Annotated in this window: 19 protein-coding genes; 4 read left to right on the plus strand and 15 right to left on the minus strand. The window is 36.1% G+C overall.

Features of this window, described 5'->3' with window-relative positions; translation table 11 throughout:
- Positions 1-39 precede the first annotated feature (39 nt).
- Entirely contained in the window at positions 40-717 is a 678-nt protein-coding gene (gene radC / locus E4O01_RS09670) for a RadC family protein (RefSeq protein ID WP_253692013.1), read from the plus strand.
- Between the two features lie 3 nt (positions 718-720).
- Here the strand turns inward: radC and E4O01_RS09675 are convergent, their stop codons facing one another.
- Positions 721-1,587 carry a ComFC family protein gene (locus tag E4O01_RS09675; RefSeq protein ID WP_253692014.1) on the minus strand — a complete coding sequence of 289 codons (867 nt, stop codon included), beginning with the start codon at positions 1,585-1,587 and terminating at the stop codon, positions 721-723.
- 231 nt (positions 1,588-1,818) lie between these two features.
- Positions 1,819-3,591, minus strand: a complete 1,773-nt coding sequence (gene argS, locus E4O01_RS09680; protein ID WP_253692015.1) for an arginine--tRNA ligase — start codon at positions 3,589-3,591, stop codon at positions 1,819-1,821.
- A gap of 105 nt (positions 3,592-3,696) precedes the next feature.
- Here argS and efp point away from each other — a divergent pair, with 105 nt between their 5' ends.
- Complete coding sequence (efp, locus tag E4O01_RS09685; RefSeq protein ID WP_253692016.1) at positions 3,697-4,260, plus strand: elongation factor P; 564 nt, start codon at positions 3,697-3,699, stop codon at positions 4,258-4,260.
- Between the two features lie 62 nt (positions 4,261-4,322).
- Here efp and E4O01_RS09690 read toward each other — a convergent pair whose 3' ends face one another.
- Positions 4,323-4,535, minus strand: coding sequence for a hypothetical protein (locus E4O01_RS09690; protein WP_253692017.1), 213 nt, complete (start codon positions 4,533-4,535; stop codon positions 4,323-4,325).
- A 64-nt stretch (positions 4,536-4,599) separates the two neighbouring features.
- Here E4O01_RS09690 and E4O01_RS09695 point away from each other — a divergent pair, with 64 nt between their 5' ends.
- Complete coding sequence (locus tag E4O01_RS09695) at positions 4,600-5,439, plus strand: TatD family hydrolase (RefSeq protein WP_253692018.1); 840 nt, start codon at positions 4,600-4,602, stop codon at positions 5,437-5,439.
- Between the two features lie 32 nt (positions 5,440-5,471).
- Positions 5,472-6,269: a TIGR00282 family metallophosphoesterase gene (locus E4O01_RS09700; RefSeq protein WP_253692019.1), complete on the plus strand. Its 798-nt coding sequence runs from the start codon at positions 5,472-5,474 to the stop codon at positions 6,267-6,269.
- Positions 6,270-6,303: 34 nt separating this feature from the next.
- Here E4O01_RS09700 and E4O01_RS09705 read toward each other — a convergent pair whose 3' ends face one another.
- The 12 genes from E4O01_RS09705 to E4O01_RS09760 form a co-directional block, all read right to left on the minus strand.
- A complete protein-coding gene (locus tag E4O01_RS09705; protein WP_253692020.1) occupies positions 6,304-9,729 on the minus strand; it encodes a hypothetical protein in 3,426 nt (1,141 codons plus the stop codon).
- A complete protein-coding gene (gene dinB, locus E4O01_RS09710) occupies positions 9,726-10,913 on the minus strand; it encodes a DNA polymerase IV (RefSeq protein ID WP_253692021.1) in 1,188 nt (395 codons plus the stop codon). The genes E4O01_RS09705 and dinB overlap by 4 nt, the downstream gene beginning before the upstream one ends.
- 1 nt (position 10,914) lies before the next feature.
- The gene (locus E4O01_RS09715; RefSeq protein WP_253692022.1) at positions 10,915-12,864 is read right to left on the minus strand and encodes a hypothetical protein; all 1,950 of its coding nucleotides are present in this window, start codon (positions 12,862-12,864) and stop codon (positions 10,915-10,917) included.
- A gap of 11 nt (positions 12,865-12,875) precedes the next feature.
- Positions 12,876-13,289: a J domain-containing protein gene (locus tag E4O01_RS09720; protein ID WP_253692023.1), complete on the minus strand. Its 414-nt coding sequence runs from the start codon at positions 13,287-13,289 to the stop codon at positions 12,876-12,878.
- A gap of 3 nt (positions 13,290-13,292) precedes the next feature.
- Positions 13,293-14,432 carry an N-acetylneuraminate synthase family protein gene (locus E4O01_RS09725; RefSeq protein ID WP_253692024.1) on the minus strand — a complete coding sequence of 380 codons (1,140 nt, stop codon included), beginning with the start codon at positions 14,430-14,432 and terminating at the stop codon, positions 13,293-13,295.
- A 138-nt stretch (positions 14,433-14,570) separates the two neighbouring features.
- The gene (locus tag E4O01_RS09730) at positions 14,571-14,921 is read right to left on the minus strand and encodes a NusG domain II-containing protein (RefSeq protein WP_253692025.1); all 351 of its coding nucleotides are present in this window, start codon (positions 14,919-14,921) and stop codon (positions 14,571-14,573) included.
- The gene (locus E4O01_RS09735) at positions 14,905-15,816 is read right to left on the minus strand and encodes a patatin-like phospholipase family protein (protein ID WP_253692026.1); all 912 of its coding nucleotides are present in this window, start codon (positions 15,814-15,816) and stop codon (positions 14,905-14,907) included. The genes E4O01_RS09730 and E4O01_RS09735 overlap by 17 nt, the downstream gene beginning before the upstream one ends.
- Before the next feature lie 36 nt (positions 15,817-15,852).
- Positions 15,853-16,602 carry a glycerophosphodiester phosphodiesterase gene (locus tag E4O01_RS09740; protein WP_253692027.1) on the minus strand — a complete coding sequence of 250 codons (750 nt, stop codon included), beginning with the start codon at positions 16,600-16,602 and terminating at the stop codon, positions 15,853-15,855.
- Between the two features lie 19 nt (positions 16,603-16,621).
- Positions 16,622-17,230 carry a LemA family protein gene (locus E4O01_RS09745; RefSeq protein WP_253692028.1) on the minus strand — a complete coding sequence of 203 codons (609 nt, stop codon included), beginning with the start codon at positions 17,228-17,230 and terminating at the stop codon, positions 16,622-16,624.
- A gap of 69 nt (positions 17,231-17,299) precedes the next feature.
- Entirely contained in the window at positions 17,300-18,136 is an 837-nt protein-coding gene (locus E4O01_RS09750; RefSeq protein WP_253692029.1) for an ABC transporter permease, read from the minus strand.
- Entirely contained in the window at positions 18,133-19,197 is a 1,065-nt protein-coding gene (locus E4O01_RS09755) for an ABC transporter permease (protein ID WP_253692030.1), read from the minus strand. Before E4O01_RS09755 ends, E4O01_RS09750 begins: the two co-directional genes overlap by 4 nt.
- Positions 19,194-20,732: an ATP-binding cassette domain-containing protein gene (locus E4O01_RS09760; RefSeq protein WP_253692031.1), complete on the minus strand. Its 1,539-nt coding sequence runs from the start codon at positions 20,730-20,732 to the stop codon at positions 19,194-19,196. The genes E4O01_RS09755 and E4O01_RS09760 overlap by 4 nt, the downstream gene beginning before the upstream one ends.
- Between the last annotated feature and the right edge of the window lie 6 nt (positions 20,733-20,738).

The raw sequence follows: 20,738 nt of genomic DNA on the forward strand, positions 1-20,738 counted from the left end.
GTATAGTAAATATTTAAAATAATACATACAATATAATTGATGATAGGCTATAAAAATTTATCCTGTACGGACAAACCCGATATGCGGGAAAGGCTTTTAGAGTACGGGCCTCAAAATTTAAGCGACTCCGATTTGGTGGCCATTCTTTTACGCACAGGCATTAAGGATAAACCCGTAAAAGAATTGGCCGAGGACATTATTCTCCACATCGACAGGGCAAGGCCCGAAAAAATTGAGGGCTATCTGCGCTCTATCCGCGGGATGGGAGATTCAAAGATTTCAACGGTTCTTGCTGCCATGGAATTGGGAAGGAGGTATTACGACAATAAGAACCGAACGATTTCGCACCCGACCGATGTTGTTCCGCTCTTGCAGCACTATGCAGGGAGGGACAGGGAGCATTTTATCTGCGTTTCCTTAAATGGAGCAAACGAAATTATTGCAACCCGTGTTGTAAGTGTCGGTACAATCAACAGAACGATTGTGCATCCGCGTGAGGTTTATTCCGATCCGCTAAAGGACAGGGCGGCTGCAATAATTGCAGCCCATAATCATCCTTCGGGAAATTTGGAGCCCTCAAGTGAAGATGTGGAGCTGACTCGCCGCATATACGAGGCAGGGCAAATTTTAGGCATCAAGCTTTTGGATCACATAATCTTGGTGCCTAACGGAAATTTTTTCAGCTTTGTGCAAAGCGGCATGAGATTGGATATGTAAGCTCTAATCGAAAAAGAGGCAGAGCCCGATTACTTCTTTGCAGCCTCCTTCTTTTAAGGCTGCAGCACAAAAGTTAAGGGTTGCTCCTGTGGTCATAACATCGTCCAAGATGATAAGCTTTTCGGGCAAGGCGGTTTTTAAATCCTTGGATTGTAAAAGCCGCTTTTTTTGTTTTAAAAAAATCTTTCCCTTTAGGTTGCTTGCCCGTTTTTCGCGGGAAAGGCTTTTTTGGGAAGCCCCGTCCTTCCGTTTTAAGCAGCGGAGAACAGGAAGCTTATACAAATGTTCCAAATAGACGGAGAGGTCTTCTATTTGATCCCAGCCTTTGTTTTTAATCTTTTTAGGACGGGGCGGTACCGGCACCATAGGAATGTTTTGAAGCTCAAGACTCCCTTCGATAAAGGCAGCAAGGGCAGAAGCATAAATTTCTGCAAAACCTCTCATGTTTTGATTTTTCCACAAGCGTAAAAGCTCTCCTCCCCTGCCCTTGTAAGGATAGAGCGTGTAGACCCTTTTTACGAAATCGGATTGAAGTGAAAGCGGTTTTGCACTACCCTCTTTTTTTTCAGATTTCTGCTCATTCGTTTTTTCTCCTGCCCCTTCTTCATTTTTTTCCCGTAATTTAGCCCTGCAATTTGTGCAAAGTTCTTTTTCGGAAATTAAAATTTTTCCGCAAGACGAACAAAACTTTTCCGGGTGTTTAAGACGGAACAAAACAGGCTCGGTCATTTCTTTTTGTAAACACTTACCACAAAGCGGAATCCCTGTTCCCGTTTCTGCCCCGCAAAAGGAACAAACCTGAGGACAAATTATCCGGGCATAAATATTCCGGAAACAGGTCAATGCCCTTAATTTAAATCTTTTTATCATGATAATACCTCTTTTATAAAAACTTTTTGCAGGGATTATCAAATCCCGAAAAAAGTTTTTTCAAAGCGGTTTATTTATAAACCGCATACAATCAGCTAAACATTGAGGCAGAATTTCTGCCGAAATGTTTAGCCTGCCTCTCTATAAGTATTATCTTAATTTTATGAGTCTTTTAGTATTTTTTAAAATTTTTTAAAAAAATTAAACGGAATATTTACTTTTTACGGAATTCTACATTACTTCCATAAAGGGAATTAGCACGAGGTTCATTGCGTTTTGAAGCACTATCTTGGTTGCCCTTGCCAATTCCATTCTTGTATAAGAAAGGTCTGCGTTCTCTCCCGAAAGAATCGGGCAATCACGATAGAAGCGGCTGAAGGCTTTTGAAAGTTCGTAAAGATAGGAAGTAAGAGCCGTCGGATCCTTTTTTAAGGCAGAGCGTTCAACCTGTTCGGGAAAATCCTCCAATGTTTTTAAAAGAGCCCATTCGGATTCGTGAGTTAAAAGGGAAGCATCTAGTTTTCCGTTCTTTAGTTTTTCTTTGCCCTCTTCAGTTTCTGCCTTTCTTAAAATGGAAGAAATTCGGGCTCCCATGTATTGAAGATAGGGGCCTGTGTTTCCGGTAAAAGAAAGAGATTCCTTAGGATTAAAGAGCATGTCTTTTTTGGGACTTACCTGTAAAAGAAAATAATGCAGAGCGCCTACTGCAATTTTTTCGGCAGCAGAGGCGGGGTTCCCCACTTCCTTTTCTCTTCCGTTTTCTTCGATTTTTTTTAGAGCCTCATCTTGAAGAGAATTGATAAGGTCATCGGCATCCACTACCGTGCCCTCGCGGCTTTTCATCTTTCCCTCAGGTAAGTTTACCATTCCGTAAGAAAGATGGTATAGGTCGCGAGCCCATTCAAAACCGAGTTGTTTTAAAACATAGAAAAGAACTTGAAAATGATACTCCTGCTCGTTTCCTACAACATAGATCATTTGGTTAAAGGGCCAATCCTTGTGGCGGGAAATTGCAGTTCCTATATCCTGTGTCATGTAAAGAGAAGTGCCGTCGCTCCTCAGCAATACTTTTTTGTCGAGCTTGATGGGAGCAAGGTCAACCCAAACGGAGCCGTCTTCTTCCTTATAAAAAACACCCTGCTCCAAACCTTTTAAAATCTGATCCTTTCCTTTTAAATAAGTTTCGCTTTCATAATAAAGTTTATCGAAGGAGATGCCGGTTCTTTTATAGGTTTCTTGAATGCCGCCTATAGCCCAGCCGTTCATCATTTTCCAAAGCTCGATGAGCTCCTTATTCTTTCCGGCCTCCCAATCCAAAAGCATCTGCTTTGCCTCGGCCTCGGCCTTTTCGGGATTTTGTTCACTGTATTTATGGAAGGCAACATACATATCGCCGACAAAGCGGTCTGATTTTATATTTTCGCTTTCGGGAGTTTTTCCTTCGCCGAACTTTTGATAGGCTATCATGGACTTACAGATATGAACACCCCGATCGTTTATAATGTTTACCTTAAAAACATCTGCCCCGCAAAATTTTAAAATACGCGAAATACTTTCACCCAGAGCATCGTTACGGAGGTGCCCTAAGTGGAGAGGCTTATTTGTGTTCGGACTTGAAAACTCAATCATAATTCTCTTGCCTGAAAGAGAAGAAGTTTTCCCGTAGTTTTCTTTTTGACTTAGCACCTTGTCCAAAACATTCGAGGCCACGTCTCCCTTGGCAAGAAAGACGTTTAAATATGGGCCGAGAGCCTTAGGTGTTCCGTATTTTTTTATTGTCTCATTTTCCAAAAGACTGGCACAGACATCTGAAGCAATCTTAGCCGGAGCAGTTTTAAAGCTCTTTGCAAAGGCAAAAAGAGGAAAGGCCACATCCCCCATCTCAGGGTTGGGAGGAGTTTCTATATTTATATTTTCGGGTAAAATCTTATCGCAATTTTCGGGAGCAATCCCGTTTAAGGCATCGGCAATGATTTTTTGCCATGTAGTTTTAATGTCTTCCATAAGAAGTTGATTATACCGTATTTTTTGAAAGTTTTCAATCGGGTTCTGCTTGCATAAAAATGCAAAAAATGCTAGAATAACACACAATTTTTAATGAGGTGAAAAATGATTAGAGGCGGAGATATAGCTAAGGGCACGGTTTTGCTCAATAAGGGTACTCCCTATTTGGTTGTTGAACGGGAATTTGTAAACCCCGGAAAGGGAGCGGCCTTTGCCCGTGTTAAAATGAAGAATTTAAGAGACGGCTCTGTTTTAATGCAGACTATCAAAACAGCAGATACCGTTGAAGATGCCGTGGTCGATACACATAAGTGTCAGTATCAGTACAAGGACGGCGACTTATTTATGTTTATGGACACCGAAAGTTTTGAATCAATTTCGGTTCCTGCCGATACAATAGGCGATAAGGAGCACTATCTGAGAGAAGGAGACGAATACGATATTCTTATCTGGGAGAATGAGCCTATCGACGTAAGAATTCCTACAAAGATGATTTTTATTGTAGAACAAAGCGAAAATTACATAAAAGGCGATACCGTTTCGGGAGCAACAAAGCCCATAGTTACCGAAACAGGGCTTGTAGTACGCGTTCCCTTGTTTATTAAACAAGGAGAAAAAATATTGGTAAATACTGAAACAAACGAATATCAGGAAAGAGTCAATAACTAAAAATTGATAAAAAAAACAGTAATTAAGGAGAACAGCCCCCTTAATTACTGTTTCTAACAGCTTTAGGCAACTACGGAAGACGATTCCGCAAGCTCATGAATATAACCGGTGCGGACGCACATATCAAAAAGATCTTTTTCTATAAAATCTTCACTTATTTTTTGATAACCTTCTTTATCCATACAAATACGCAGGATGTATCCGGCATCAGTTTCTTGTAAAATAGAACAATATGAAGCGTCGCCTTGTGTAGTTTTTATCGAATATAATTTCATAGTTTCCCTCCGTATAGTATTATTTTCGGTATACAAAAAAAGACCTTTAGGATATAATGGTTTCATGTATACTGATGCCCATGTTCATATCTTAGACACAATAGAAGAATCGGCTTCTCAAAATATCGAAAATTCAATTTCAAAGACATTTGATGAAGAAATCTTTTTTTGTGCATCGGCAAATGAAGCAGCTCGTTTTGAGGTTCAAAAAAAATTATGCAGGGAGAATTCCGAGCATTTTATCCTTTCGTTCGGCATACATCCTCAATGCCCGATAGAAAATGAAATTCCCTATTTAGAAAAACTTATAAACTCAAAAAAAATAGCGGCTATCGGCGAATGCGGGTTTGATCTTTTTGACGAGCACTACCGAAGCATATTGGATGAGCAAAAAAAAGTATGGAAGATACAGCTAGATTTTGCTTTAAAATCGGGACTTCCCATAATAGTTCATTGCAGAAAAGGGATGCATCTCATCTTCGATGATGTAAAGACTCTAAAAAAAATAAATGCGGTTATCTTTCACGGATGGGCAGGCTCTGCAAACGAAGCAAGGTCGCTTTTAAAAAAAGGCGTAAATGCATATTTTTGTATCGGCAAGGGCCTGCTCCGCGGACAAAAAGCTCAAATTGAAACGGCCGCAAATTTAGAAAAGAAAAGAATTTTAACGGAAACGGATGCCCCATATATGAGTTTAAAAGAAGAAAAATTTTCACTCCCTGCAGATATAAAAAGAGTGTTTTCTATGCTTGCAGAAATACGGGCTGAATCGGCCGGGTTTTTAAACTATGATGAGCAAAATCACAAAAATTATACGGAAGAATTAAAGGATTCCATCTTTGAAAATTTTAAAAAAGCATACAGTATCGATTTTAAAAGTAATGTCAACGTTAAAGGTAATTGATTTTTTTTTAATCTTATTTTAAAATAAGCCATATGAAACAATTTATAAGAATTTTTATGGGCGGAGATGTTTGCGGAAACTTAGGCCTTGAAACCCTGCAAAAACATTTGCCCTTTATAATAGAAAAAGAAAAAATAGATTTTTGCGTGGTAAACGGAGAAAACACGGCCCACGGTGTAGGAATAAAAGACGATCAGACTGAAGCTTTTTTTAATGCAGGCGTCGATGTTATAACCGGAGGAAATCATACTTTGGAAAGATTCGAAATCCGTATGAACTTCGGTAAGGATAAAAGAGTTTTACGGCCGCATAATTTTCCTCTCGCACAAGGTTCGGGACTCGTCATTGTCGAAAAAAACGGAATAAGGTACAGCGTAATAAATCTTCAAGGGAGAGAAAACATGAGACCTATTGACTGTCCTTTCCAATCCGTTGATTCTCTTTTTTGTTCTCAAAGTGAAAATAACTTATCCGAAACAATTAACATCATAGATTTCCATGCAGAATCTACAATGGAAAAAGAAGCTCTCGCTTTTTATGTTGACGGACGAGTCTCGGTATTTGCAGGAACCCATACACATACCCAAACGGCAGATGAAAGGATTTTGCCGAACGGTACGGCTTATATTACCGACCTCGGAATGATAGGAGCAAAAGAATCCGTAATCGGAGGCAGCCCTTTTACCGCTATTACAAGAACAAAGAGTCAGGTTCCGCAGCGGGTCGAAGTCCTTGAAGACGGGGTTGCAATATTTTGCGGTTTAATTGCAGAAATAGATACCGAAACAAAAAAGGCCGTTTCAGTAAAAAGAATTCAGATCAGTTCCTAAAGCATAATAGATGCACTAAACAAATTCCTAACTCTTAAAAATCGACCTTTCCTGAAATTCCGGCATTTACATTAAGTAAAAAAGAATTTGACTTTGTAGAGGAGCCTTCTAATTCTGCAAATATTTTTACCTCTCCGTGTGCACCTATTTTTGTAGATTGCGAATGCCTAAAAGAAAATTTATAATTAAGTTTCGGTAAAGTTTTATTTTGCGAAAATTCCACAGAAAGTCTTTCTTCCCGGCTGTCCGATAAAGGTATTTTTGAAAAAGTTTCTATTAGCAGACGAGGAAGTGATGAGCCGCCTTTATAAGAAAACATTATACTTAATTTTTCTTTCCACTCATCGGTCATAAGTTTTGTATTTTCTATTTTTGAAGCCTTATATAAAAATTCATTTTCAAACCCGAGCTTATTATTCGAACCAAAGAAAAAATAAAGACTATGAACAGAGTTAAGATTAAATTTAAAAAAATTTTTTCCGAATGAAAAACCGAATTTATAAAGCCTGTTTAATTCGTCTTGATCATAAAACTTAAACCAATCAAAATACCCATATTTACCTGATATATTTAAAGCCGTATATTTAAACGAGAAATCTATACCGTATATACTTATAGGCCCTGCATTCGATTGAGCCGACTGAACCAATCGGGATACAGACGTACCAAAGTCAATAGGAGTGTACAAATCTTTTATAGAACCGCTTATCAATCTTGAAAGGCTAAATCCGTAAGAATTGAAAAAACCGAAAAATAAATCTTTATTCTCACTTTGAATTTGAGTATTTATTTTTTGATCGAACATATCGTAAAAGAAAGGTTTTGAAAATAGCCAATACTGTCCGCCTAAACCGGTAAATAAGGAACGTAAATCGGAAGCATACGATTCAAGCTTTTCTGCCTCTGTACCGTTTTTTTCTTTTGTGATCTTTCTTTTGATAATCGGGAAAAAAAATATTTTTCCCGTATTAAACGGAATGGAAATTTCAAATCCGGTTTCATCGATTGATTTCTTTTTTGTCTTACCTTGAAAAACGGTTTTCGAAAAAGCATCAAAATTAAAACCTGATAATTGAATACCTTCTTTATTCTCGTCTTTTGGAAAATAATTAAATAAAAAAGTTATCCCCCCGCTCCTGTCTTCGGCATTTTTTTCGCCTTTTGAATACATATCAACTAAACTCTTTGACCATGCATGATCATAAGAATATGATGAAGGATTAAAAATATTTTTATATTTTTGGTTTATAGAAAAATCAGTCTGTGTATATATGACTCCGAAATTCGCTTCAGGAATAATAGGAGAAATTGAAGCATACATTCTTTGGGAGGTATAGTCTTTATTATAATCGATGGCCGTCATATAATTTATATTTACATATTTTTCAAAGTTAATTTTTCCTTCTCTTCTTAATATGCTGTCATGTATATTCACAAAAAAATCTTCAGAAGCAGAAAAATAATAAATAGGTATCGTTACCGAGTGTCCGTAACTTTCAATAATTTTAAAATTTGAATTACCTGATAAAAAATCATTTTTTAACGATAATAAACCTGCCAATTTTATTTTCCAAATATCTAAAGAAGCATTGGTTTTTGTATGAAGGTTTAACGATTTTTTATTGCCGATAAAATTTTCTTCAAAATAAAAAATAGGATTTGAAAATATGGGCACTTCATTTTTTGAATAAAAGGAACCTTCAAAACTATAACTAAAATAAGATTTATTTTTAAACGAATAAAACTGTGCTTTTGCTTTTTTCTTGCGGTCTGCATCGGCTTGAAAACCAAAAACGGAACCCGTATTTATATTTTTGGTTTTATAATCTATTCCGGCTGAAAGTTTATATGTGTCTATCGGATTATATTTTTGCTTTGTAATTTCCCAATCGCCGGAACCGGCAAAAAACATATCCAAACCGGCAAGCAGTTTCCAGTGAGCTCCTCCGGCAAAACGCACTGTTCCCGAATCCGAATATGTAAGACCCTCCTTCCATTGAATTTCCACAATATCGTTTGAAAGAATGGGTTCATTTATTGTTACCGTGTATGTAGATTCATTGTAAGTAAAATTGGATATGCTTATTCTATTTTTAAAGACACGAATACTTCCGGGAATAGCAGTATCGGGTAAAACAAACCCCGGAGAAGGGAGATAATTTTTACATAGTATTTGAAAATTTAAATTAGATTCATCCGAATTATCCGGAAGATATATTTTAGAATCCGTTTTACGGAAAGGAAACATTTGCTCAACTCTGCTAAAATCATAACCATTAAGTGAATCCAGCACTTGAATAAATTTTAATTTTTGAAAATCGCTCAAAAAATTATTTGTCGTTTCTATACTTGCCGTAAAAGCCGAAGTTTCATTTTGATGATTTATATCAAAAATTACCACAGAAGGATCGGTTTCATTTTGAGGTACGCTATATCTCGAAGCGATCTCAAAGGGTGAAAACATTTTCTCTTTTAAAACCAAATAGTCTTTTCCATAAATTCTTTTTTTATAAGAATCCATTGCCGAGTGAGCTGTCATAAAATTAACTATTTCGTTAACAGCCGGAATTGACGCTGATGCAGAAAAATAAGCTTTAACATTTTGTAAATGGGAATCACCTATCCCTGAAGGATTAGACTCCAAATCAAAATAATTTACGGCGACTCCTTCAGGATAAGATTTTTTTAACGATAAAACTTTTAAATGCGGATCGACCGAAAATTCATCAGGGCTTAAAGGCCTCCATTGACCTCCGGCAAAATCTTTAACAAAAACCGAGACGGGTTTACCGTATAGATTATCCGCAGGAATATAAAAATGCATTGCTCTTTGCCAAGCATTAATCGAAATCTTATTTTCTACAATTTCCGTACTGCCGTAATATATTTTTGAATTATATTCGGAACTTTCATACCTGAGCACCGCATCGGCATTCCAAGTTTCTCCTGCAAATGCCCCCATAATGCCGGGACTTATAAATTTACCGCCTCCGGTATCGACATATCCGTAATTAAGCGGAAATTTTATATTACTGTTACCGGCTCTTATATGTTTAATAGGAGATCCTTCTTTTCCAAAATACCCTAAGGCCAAAAAACTTTTTTTATAATCATCTTTATACAATGTTTCAAAATAAAAACTTTTATTGAGCAAAAACAATAAAGACAAATTTGCTTTTTGTTTAAACACTCCCTGAAAAGAGTTTACCTTTGCATAACCTTGAACAAATTCAAAAGATGAAAGGCCTAAAAATTCAAGATCCCAAAATCCGTCCAAAAAAAGCGTTATATTTTCTTTATCAAAATTTTTATAATATTGCCCGGCCTTATTTTCTCCGGTTCTGTTTTTAATCAGATCAATACCAAAATCAATATCGGAAGTTTCATCAGTTTCAGAAGCTTGTACAGATGTTAATAAAAAAATAAGAAGCAGAAACAATATTAAAAACTTTTTTTTCATTCAAGGCCTTCCTTATTTTTTTGTAAAAGGCGCGCAGGTTTTAAAATATTTTTACCCTCTTTTTTGGTCAGAGCGTACATAGTTTCTTCTACTTTTCTTTTTTTTATATTTTTTTCACTGTAAAATAATTCGCTTTGAGCTTCCGGAATATCGGATTCAACATTCATAATACAAAGCCCCAGCAGTCTTATCGGAGTTTTATTATCGAATTTTTTATAAAAAAGCTCTTTTGCTCTTTCAAATAAATCCTGTGTATCATTTACAACGGAGCCGGTGCTCTGAACGGAAACTGTTTTAAAATCATTATATCGTATTTTGACCGAAACGGTTTTCCCCTTTATTTTTTCGTCGAATATCCTGTACATAAGCTCGGATGCAAGATAAAAAAGAACATCATTTATCTCTATATGAGAAAATAAGTCATGCTCAAATGTTCTTTCAGTACTTATGGAATGCGACTTTACATCATCAGTAAAAACATCGTAAAGCTCTCCCCTTACAGCTTGATATAAAAAACTACCGCCGGCATTTCCCAAAATAGTTTGTAAAAGATGTTCGCTTGAGTTAAAGATTTGCGGAACAGTACTTAATCCGGCAGCAACAAGTCTTTCCCGCGTTTTTCCGCCAATTCCCCAAATATCTTCTAAAGGGAGACTTTTCATAAAATCGATCTCTTGCCCTAAAGGAACAATAAAAAGACCGTCCGGTTTTGAGCGGCCCGAAGCAATCTTTGCAATATATTTAGTGCGGGCACAGCCGACCGAAACGGTTAAACCGGTTTTTTCTTTTATAGTTTTTTTTAATAAGAGAGCCGAGTCTCTTGGTTCACCGAATATTTTTTCCATTCCCGTCATATTCAAAAAAGCTTCGTCAACTGAAATTTGTTTTATTTCGGGGGTAAAATCTTTAAAGATAGACATAACCTCTTTCGATTTTTCATGGTAGCGGCCCATTCTGCCTCTTAAAAATATACCGTTCGGACAAAGTTTTTTAGCCTGCAAAATCGGCATCGCAGAATGTACGCCAAATTTTCTGGCTTCATAAGAACAGGTTGATACAACTCCGCGCTCGGATTGACCGCCGACAATTACGGGTTTACCTCGATATTCAGGATTATCCAATTGTTCAACAGAAGCAAAAAAAGCATCTATATCGACATGAAAAAAAGTTTTACCCTTGGACATGTCAACTCCCATTTTCAGGCGATAAATCGAATTCTTTTATCACATGGAAAATCATTTTATCGTTTTTTATTTTTTCGTTAAAAGATTTCGTATCCGAGTTAAGAGAATTATCATAAAACCATGCGAGTATTTTTACATGTAAAAGAGCATTTTTTTCGCTAGAAAATTTTATTGAAAAAGGTTCAGTTAAATTGATAGGTGAAACAAACTCTGCATTTTTTCCTTCAGCCGATTTTTTAAAATCCATATTCGCTTCATAAATAGGAAAGCCGTCGGCTCGGTTTATAATAACCCTCATGGCAGCAATTTTATTCACAGGAATTATATTTACTTCACCTATAACTCTTTCAAGATAATTTTCGGTTCGAGCCTGCACCTTAATAAAATCATCATCTTTAATTCCGGATAGTTCGGGAAATTCTTTATCGGCTTCCATTATTTCATGCGTATTTTTTATATTCGAAATGACGGATATATATTTATTCCCGTTTTCAATATTATATAAAATAAATTCTTTATTATTTTTAGGATGTAAAAACGGCGGATAAATCAAAACAACTACAACACAAAGTACCGTAACAAATATAATTGTTCCGCTCATAATAAATGACATAGATTTTATTCCGGGAAATTCCATTTTTAAACGCACAAAAAACCTTATAAACATTAAACTATACGGAAGAATAAACATTGCCGCCAAAGTATTATCTGCATAAAACAAGATATCAATAAGATTATCTTTAATAAATAATACATCTAAAAAGTAGCACATAAACAATATAATATTTAAAATAAAAAATATTATTTGTGAGTACAATTTTTGAAAATGATAAGAAAAAAAGGATAAAATATAAATTTCCAAAACAATAATTGCCAACGATAAATTCACTCTCGAAAAAATAAATATATTAAAGAAACAAACAATACTGGCCAAATATCCGTAGATAAAAATATTATTAGGCAATTTTAAATATCTATTTATATACACAAATGAAGAGCTTATTAATGCAGCAAACAATAATTTTAATAATATAGCCGTCAAGGGCAAAAAATTAATTGAATTTTCAAAACCGAATTTGGCAGAAAATAAAAGAAGGGTTAGATATTCACCCATATATAGGGCAAATAAATTAATTATAAAAAAGAAAATAGGAACCCGCCAAAGAAGCACAAGGTCTCGAATATTTTTCTCTCTTTTTTTTCCGAATAGAAAGCTGAATACAAATATATAAAAAAGAGCGGCTAAGGTAACACCGATTATTAAAATCACCAGTGTTGTTTCGCTTATAATCCTACTACCGAATAAATGTTTTACATTGTAGTGCCTATCCCATTCCGATGAAATACCTTGAGAATACTTACGGACTAAAGAAAGCAATGCGGTCTGCATATCAGCACCGTAAGAGATTTTTATTGCAGGAATATCTTCCTTTAAATATTCTGCCAATATATCGTCACTGATTATCCCAAGACGGTATAGAATAATATTATTATACTTAAAATCAAAAGGTATATTTTCTTCAAACAAAATTTCCTGCAAATCTTTTAACATCCAAGGAGGACAAGTTTTTTTTTCGCCTCCGGGAATCAACAAGGCTTTATCAGAAGCTCCATCCGATAATATAAAGACAAGACCGGATTTAGTTTCATTTATCTTTGAAATAATCTTTTTTGTATTTTGATATTCGGTTATCCCAATTGTTTCAGGAAGATCCGGCACATCATTATCTGTAATGGCAATTATAACCCGTACCAAAAGATTTTCTTTTTTTAGAGTTTCTGCAAAATTTTCTAAAAATTGAGTCGAAAAAGTAGATTCATTATTCTGATTTCTTGAAGCTGTAAAAACAAGAATATTTTCACTTTTAGGCCCTATTTCATAAATGGTGTTTTCGGAATAAGAGTTGAATACGAGAAAAAAAAATAAAATTAAAAAAAACTTACTCTTCAATTTATTACCTCTTATGAGTTTAAATCTTTTTCCGATAGGATTTTTCCCGTCTTAAACCAAGTCTCTATTTTACGATAAGAATTATTTATACGCCTTATTATCACATTAGCTTCAACTTGTTTTGCAGACGAAGACTGAAAATCGGGATGATATTTTTTTATCAAGCGCTTCCATGATTTTTTACATTCATCGACAGGAACTCCCGGCAAAACATTCAATACGGCAAAATCTTCAACAAGCTCGGGCGGAACGGCAACTCTTACAGTCTCTTTATTTATTTTAGGAGGTGGACGCCGTTCCATTCGTCCTCCTATTGTGCGGTAACGGCCGCTCGATTTTTCAGAAGCTGCAGCAAAAGGGTCTTCATCAGAAGTGAGAGCATCTCGCAAAATATTTCCCATATCGTTATAATAATTCTTACTCATATTTTATTTCCTTATAAGAAAATCTTGCATCAATAAACCTTCACCGGCTGTAACAGGTCTTTGTAAAACAACTCCGATAAAACTATCAAACATTTCAGGCTCTACTCCCGGCGATAAAACTTTTTCGGTTCGCAAAACGGCAATATCTTTATCCGTGATTACATCTCCCTTTTTTAAATCATGCAGATAATGAATGGACCTGTTTGTGCGTCCGTAGTTTCTGCTTTCAGCCGGGCTTAATTTTTTTTCGCCGGAACCCAGCACTTCATTTATAAGTTCAGCGGAATAGTTCAATTTTATTAAACCCTCGATAATTTCATCATAAGTTTTTCCGGAAAAAGAATTTAAAAAAGAACACATTTTTTTAAACATTTCGGGTTCTAAAGCAACAGGATCATCCAAGCCTTTTTCATTACGGGAAAGGCAGATATGTTTTTCTATTATAAAACCGCCTGATGCAAGGGTTAAAGCAGGAACCAGTATCGGATCCAAAGAATGGTCGCTTACACCGCAGGCAATACCGAAAATGCGGCTCAAATTTTTAATTACCGAAACATTATATTCTTTTTCGGGAGCAGGATAAGATGTGATACAGTGAAGAAGAGCTGTCTGCAATTCTTTATTTTCAGAGTGTAAAAAATTTAAAGCTTTTTCAATATCCTTTAAAAGAGAAACCCCGCTTGATAAAATCATAGAGAAGTTAAACTTAGCACAGTGTTTTAAAAGCTGTACATAATTAAGCTCGGGTGATGCAATCTTTATAAAATCGGGTTTTAACGCAGCAAGCTCTGCAGCAGATCTAAATCCGAAAGGACTGGCCGAAAACAAAAGTTTTTTTGACCGGCTGTATTCGGCAAGCTCTTTGTAAAATTCTATGGAAACTTCCAAACTTTTAAAACGCTCATACAGAGGAATCTTTCCTGTAGGCAAATCTACATATCCGGTATTCGGATGAAGAATTTCATCGGCATAAACAATCTGAAATTTTACAGCCCTTGCTCCGGCTTCAGCCGCGGCATCTATCAGCGCTTCAGCAGCCTTAATAGAACCGTTATGGCTTGTTCCTATTTCTGCAATCGTAAGAGGATTTTTTACTGAAAAAATTTCCGAACCGAGCTTGAACTCTTCACATTTATTATACATAACAATAAAAAAATCTTACATCAAATCTTAAAAAAAAACAAGAGAGCCGGCTTTTGTAAATTATAGAGCCGGCTTTTGTAAATTATAGAGCCGGCTTTTTCAAATTAGAGAAGCAGCTTTTGCAAAAACATATAAGTTTTATTTTTTTTCGACAGTCAAAAATACCTTATTCGGAAGACAGGCATTCCAGTCGCCGTGATTTTTTAATTTTGGAGCTGCTATACAGGTTTTATTTGAACAAGTTGAACTAACCACGAAGGCTTCGTTTTTTTCTATTCTGATACTTACAGGCCCGGTTTCTCCTTCAACAGTAAAAGAAACATCCGCATCCATGGGATATATCCAATCTCCTTTCGGCGTCCTTACCGATAAATAAAGAGCGGAATTATCTGCAGAATATATAAAAAGAGCTACCGAAATTATAAATGCAGCAATTACGGTAAGGATTGCAACATCCAAGACTCTAATCTTATTAAAAAACTTTTTCACTTTTTAACCTTTTGGAAGTCATTTTTGCCATGCGTCTGCGGTTTAAAAAACCAAAAAAACCTTTTTGAAAAAATTCAAGAAGTTCTTTTCGATGATTCATGGTTACGGAATATCCCATTTGAATTTGATACAGAGGATCGGAAAAATCGTAAGATCCCGTATCTGTATCTATATTAAGAATATGGGTCGGAGTATTGCAGGTTCTATAATCAGGTTTTATTGAAGCGACTTCCATACATCTTGTTAAAACGGATATAGAAGAATCTATATCACTACTGTTTATAGTTTTAAAAGCTCCAAGAGTAACAGCCAAAATATTTTTAAAACCTTTTTCTTTTGCAATCCAGACAGGCGTATTATTTTTTACACAGCCGTCCACAAAAAGTTTCCCGTCATGATTAAACGGAGCAAAAAATCCGGGATACGAGTATGAAGCCCGCATCGCATCAGCTAAAAACCCCTTATCAAAAACAACCTCATCCCCTTCACACAAATCCGTTGCATTACAATAGAAAGGAATCCTAAGCTGATCAAAGGTTTGATAACAGGAAAGTTTTTTAAAAAGCGTCAGGCTTTTTTCTCCTGAATCAGCTCCCTGATGGGAAATTAAATTATTTAAACCCGCCCCGATTTGCAGGATTTTTGTAAGTTTAGTCAAGCCGAATCCCAGATGTGAAACATCCAGATAATCGGTTAATTCAAAATCGTTGGAAAAGAAAGAAATCATTTCATCGACGGTCATACCTGAAGCATAGAGTCCGCCGATAATGGCTCCCATCGAACAGCCGACAATACAATCAGGCAGAGGATATTTCAATTCCTCAAGAGCTTTAAACATTCCTATGTAGGCAAGGCCTTTTGCGCCTCCGCCGGATAAAACCAATGCCCATTTCATACTATAATTATATATCTATTTTTAAATTTATTCCAGCTATTTTTTAAGTAAATCTGCAATCTTGTCAGGATAATCCGTTATAATTGCATCCAAACCTGTGCTTAAAACTTGGGCATAGTCCGTTTGGATTGAACCGAACCATGCATTTACCTTAAAACCTTCATTATGAAGTTCCTCTACAAACTCTTTTGTGAGCCTATATGCAGGCGGATGATAGCATTCTATTCCGTATTTTTTTAAATAATCGGCAGGATGCAGATCCCAAGAATCAACCAAAAAACCGCACACAAGTGAAGGAGCTATCTTTTTCATTCTCAAAACACTTTCATGATTAAAAGAAGAAATTATACATTTTTCTTGAAGATCATACTGCTTTAAAAGAGCATATACTTTTTCCTCTATCCCGGAATATTCAAAGACACCTGTTTTTAATTCGATGTTGGAAATAATATTTTTATTTTTTATAAAATCGAAATATTCTTCAAGGGAAGGGATTCTTTCATCCAAAGGCATCGTTCCGCTAAAAGACTCTGCACTTTTAAAATTTGCTGCGGCATTGATTTTCTTTAACTCGGCAAAAGAAAAATCTTTTACAAGGCCTGAAGCATTACATGTTCTATCCAATGCTTCATCATGAATTATAATGGGCACGCCGTCAGAAGAAAGATGAACATCGAACTCTATGCCGTCAACACCTAAGTTCGCCGCTTTAGAAAAAGCAAGCATCGTGTTTTCCGGATATTTACTTCGAAACCCTCTGTGGGCAAAATTAAGAGTTTTAAACATATTACAGGCCTAATAAAATTTATAAATCAACTTTAGGAGCGGTCGAGGCTTGATCATCAGCCTTAAAATAAGCCTTTTCTCTAAAGCCGTTCATATTTGCGATAATCGAACGCGGAAATTGTCTTATATAAACATTGTATGATTGGACGGCTTCGTTATATCTTTTGCGTTCAACTGCAATACGGTTTTCTGTTCCTTCAAGCTGAGTCTGCAAATCCATAAAATTTTGATTTGCTTTTAACTCAGGATAGTTTTCGGTAATAACCAATAAACGCTGTAAGGCAGCTCCAAGTTCACTTTGAGCTTGCTGAAATTTTGCAAAGGATTCGGGATTATTTAAAACCTCGTCAGAAACCTTCATAACACCGCCGGCCTTTGATCTTGCTTCTGCAATCTCGGTAAAAACCTTAGACTCATGTGCAGCATAACCTTTTACAGTATTCACCAAGTTGGGAATTAAATCAAAACGTCTTTGATAAACATTTTCTACCTGGCTCCATGAAGACTTTACATTCTCCTCTGCAAGGATAATGGAATTATATGTTCCTACAAAAAATCTATATAAGCCGAAACCTAAAACAAAAACAACAGCCAAAATAATCAATCCGGTTTTTAAACCCTTACTCATAATGCCTCCATAAAGTATTAAAATTAAGATGTATTTAATCTAACAAATTATAAATAAAAAAACAAGAGCTTATTTTTTTCTAACGGAAGGTGCTGCAATAAAAAAGATAAGAGTTACAAGATAAGGAAAGGATAATAAAATACCGGACGGAATTTTTACGGCACCCTGCATTATGTTCACGGCATATTCAGCCGCAGAAAAAAGTAAGACGGCGAGAGTGCATAAAAGAGGATTTTTATTTCCCAAAAAGATTGCAGCCAAGGCTGTCCAGCCTCTTCCCGCACTTATATTGGGCGTGTAGGCGGCAAGACGGAACACAAGGGTTGATCCGGCGCAAGCTGCAAAAAAACCGGCAAGAGTCCATGAAAATATTTTATACTTATCGGGATTTATTCCGCGGGCAATTAAAACGTCGGAGGCCTCTCCTGAATATTTTAAGCCGATTCCCTTGGAACTGTATTTTAAAAATAAAAAAATTACAACAGCTAAAATTAAACCCGTAAAAAACGGATTAAGATTATTTACGGGACTAAGATGGGAGGACATTTCAAAATCTTCAAAGGAAAGAACTCCGCCTTTTTTTAAAAAAAGTTCGGAAGCCCAAGGAACAAAGCCTGCGGCAAAGAGGTTTAAAGAAAGCCCTGTCAAAAAAGAATTTGCCCTTGTTTTAACGGTAAACAAGGCAAGTAAATACAGAATAAGAGAAGTTAAAATAATAGAAGCTATAAAACCTAAAAAGGGATTACCGCTTATTATGGTTATAAGAGCGCAAAAAAAAGCCGAGAGAATAACGGCTCCTTCCATAAAAACTGCAAGAGAGCCTGCATATTCTGTAAGGAGAGCTCCTAAACTTAAAAACAAAAGAGGTGCCGAGATTTTTAAGATAACCAAGACGGCTTCAATCATATTCCCTTCCTTTTTAAAAGAAGCATCTTAATGCGTGAAATATTTTTACTCAATCTTGAAGTCAAGCGCAGGCTTAACAAGTTTGCAGAAATAAAAAGAAAAACTACAGCCTGTAAAAATACGGCCGTATCAAAAAACAAGGAACCTGACATTACGGCAGCATCGGAAGCGCTTTGTATCCAAGAGTATAAAAAGGCTGCCGGGATAAGGGCAAAGAAACTATTCTTTGCTATGAGGGCAACGGCAAGGGCCGACCATCCCATTCCGGAAGAAAAAGATAAGTGACAGATGTACCAAGTTCCCGTAATTGCAAAAAAACCGGTTAAGCCGTGAAGACCGGCAGAAATTCCCATTCCTGCAAGAGGCGGAGCATAAACGGAAAAACCTGCAAACTTGGAAAACTCAGGCGCCGTTCCTGAAAGCCGCAAACGGTAGCCCCACTTTGTTTTAGCAAAAAAAATAATAAAAAACAAAACCAAAATAATAGAAAACACAAAAGAAATATTCAATGAAGACGGCGGCAAAAAAGTTTTAAGCTGAAAGGCTTCTTTTATTGGAGGCAGGGCCAGCAAATTACCCGATGTATCCCGCAAAGGATTGCCTATAAGATAATTTACAACAGGCAGAATAGCCGCAGAAATTAAAAAAGAAGTTAAAAGTTCATCCGCATTAAATTTAATTTTTAAAAATCCCGAAAGAAGACCGATTAAACTTGAAGCAATAAAAACGATAAAGCCTGTAAGAACAAGCTGCACGATCGGTTCTGCCCAAGTATGCTGCAAAAGGATTCCTGTCAAAAGACCTGCAAAATATATTTGCCCCTCGCCGCCTAAATTAAAACAACCGCACTTAAAAGCAAATAAAGAACCGGATGCCGCAAACAGCAAAAGAGAAGTTTTGTTCAGCATGTTTCCAAAATACCAAACGGAAGAAAAGGGTTTTAAAAAAAATTCCGACAATGCTTCTTTAGGATTTTGCGAGCCCAGATAAATAAAGATAATTATTACCAAGGTACCGAAAAAAAATGCAGCTCCCGAACTTAAAAATTTATACCTTCTCAATTTTCTTTTCCTAAAAAATAAACGGCATCAAAAGCATTTTTATAAGAAGCCGTATCGAATTCTTTTGTCAATATTACAATGGTTCGGCCTTGCTCTGCAAGAGCCCTAAACTTATTCATAAGAAGCTCCGTGCTCAAAAGATCCAAGCCCCATGCAGGTTCTGCAGCTATTATAATTTCAGGATTTTCTGAAAGACAGCGAGCCAATATCAAACGCTGGAGCTGTCCTCCCGACAGGGAACCGGCCAAACGGTTTTTATCGGCACTTATATTTTCAGCTTTCAATAAGGATAAAATAAATTCATCGGAATTCTTTTTATCAAAAAAATTATTTTTAAACCGGTAACAATTTAAAACTTCTTCAACTGTAAGATTTGCATCAGCGCCGCGTAAATTTCTATCAGATGGAATAAAACCTATTTTATTTTTTAGAAGAAGGGAGGGAGTAATTTTTTCGCAGTTAAAAACTTTTTTTTCATTTCCCGGATTTTCAATTACAATGCTGCCTGCGTGACACCTTTTATCTATATCAACATTCTTAGCTTTAGACATTCCCGAAAGGATATCCTCCAAATATTCGATACCGCTGTTAGGGAAGCCTACAATCCCCGTAATACTTCCGCGTTCGGCCTTAACTTGAAAATTTTTTATTTCGGAACCGAAGCCTGAATTAAAAGAAATACAAAAACCGAAACCGTACTTTTTTTCTTCAATATTTTTATCGTGATGTTTTTGTATTTCTTCTTCAGATTTTAAAAATTTATCGCCTGAAAATATTTGCTTTTTTATAAAAAGCTCGGCTTCATCATTATTCCCCAAATCTTCCGTTAAAAAGGAGCCTTGCATTTTTCCGTTTTTTAAAACCGAAATCCTATCGGCAAAATTTAAAGCTTCTTCAACCTTATGAGTAATCAGCACAGTACCTATTTTTTCTTCGATACACGTTTTTTTTAATACCGAAAAAAAATCATACCGCTCCTTATCCGTAAAAACGGAAGCCGGTTCATCTAAAATTAAAAACTGAGGATTTGTATAAAGAGCCGAAAACATTACAGTGTAAAATCTTTTATCTGCAGAAAGATTTTTTATCTTGGCATTTAAGTCCAAGTCAACATTCCATTTTGACTTTAAACTTTCTATTTTTTGTTTTTCGGCACGAAGGTTTATGAGGGATAAAAGGTTCCTCTGTTTTGTGCCTATCATTATGTTTTCAAAAACACTTGCATTTGCGGCAAGGCGAGGACGCTGATGAACAATTGCAACCCCTGCATTTAAAGCATCGTTAGGGGAGTTAAAATTAAAAATCTTATTCGCTATTTTGATAGAGCCGCTCGTCGGAGACAGAAGGCCCGAAAAAATATTTACTAATGTAGATTTTCCGGCTCCGTTTTCTCCGAGGAGGGCGTGAATTTCGGAAGTGTAAAATTCTATATTCACATTACTTAAAGCGGCATTTTTATAGACCTCGCCGGTTTGTTTGTTTTCCGTTTCGTAGATCTTATAAATACCGCTTAACTCGGCCGTCGTCTTTTTCACTTCACA

This window comes from Treponema sp. OMZ 790 (assembly GCF_024181285.1).
Lineage (GTDB): Bacteria > Spirochaetota > Spirochaetia > Treponematales > Treponemataceae > Treponema_B.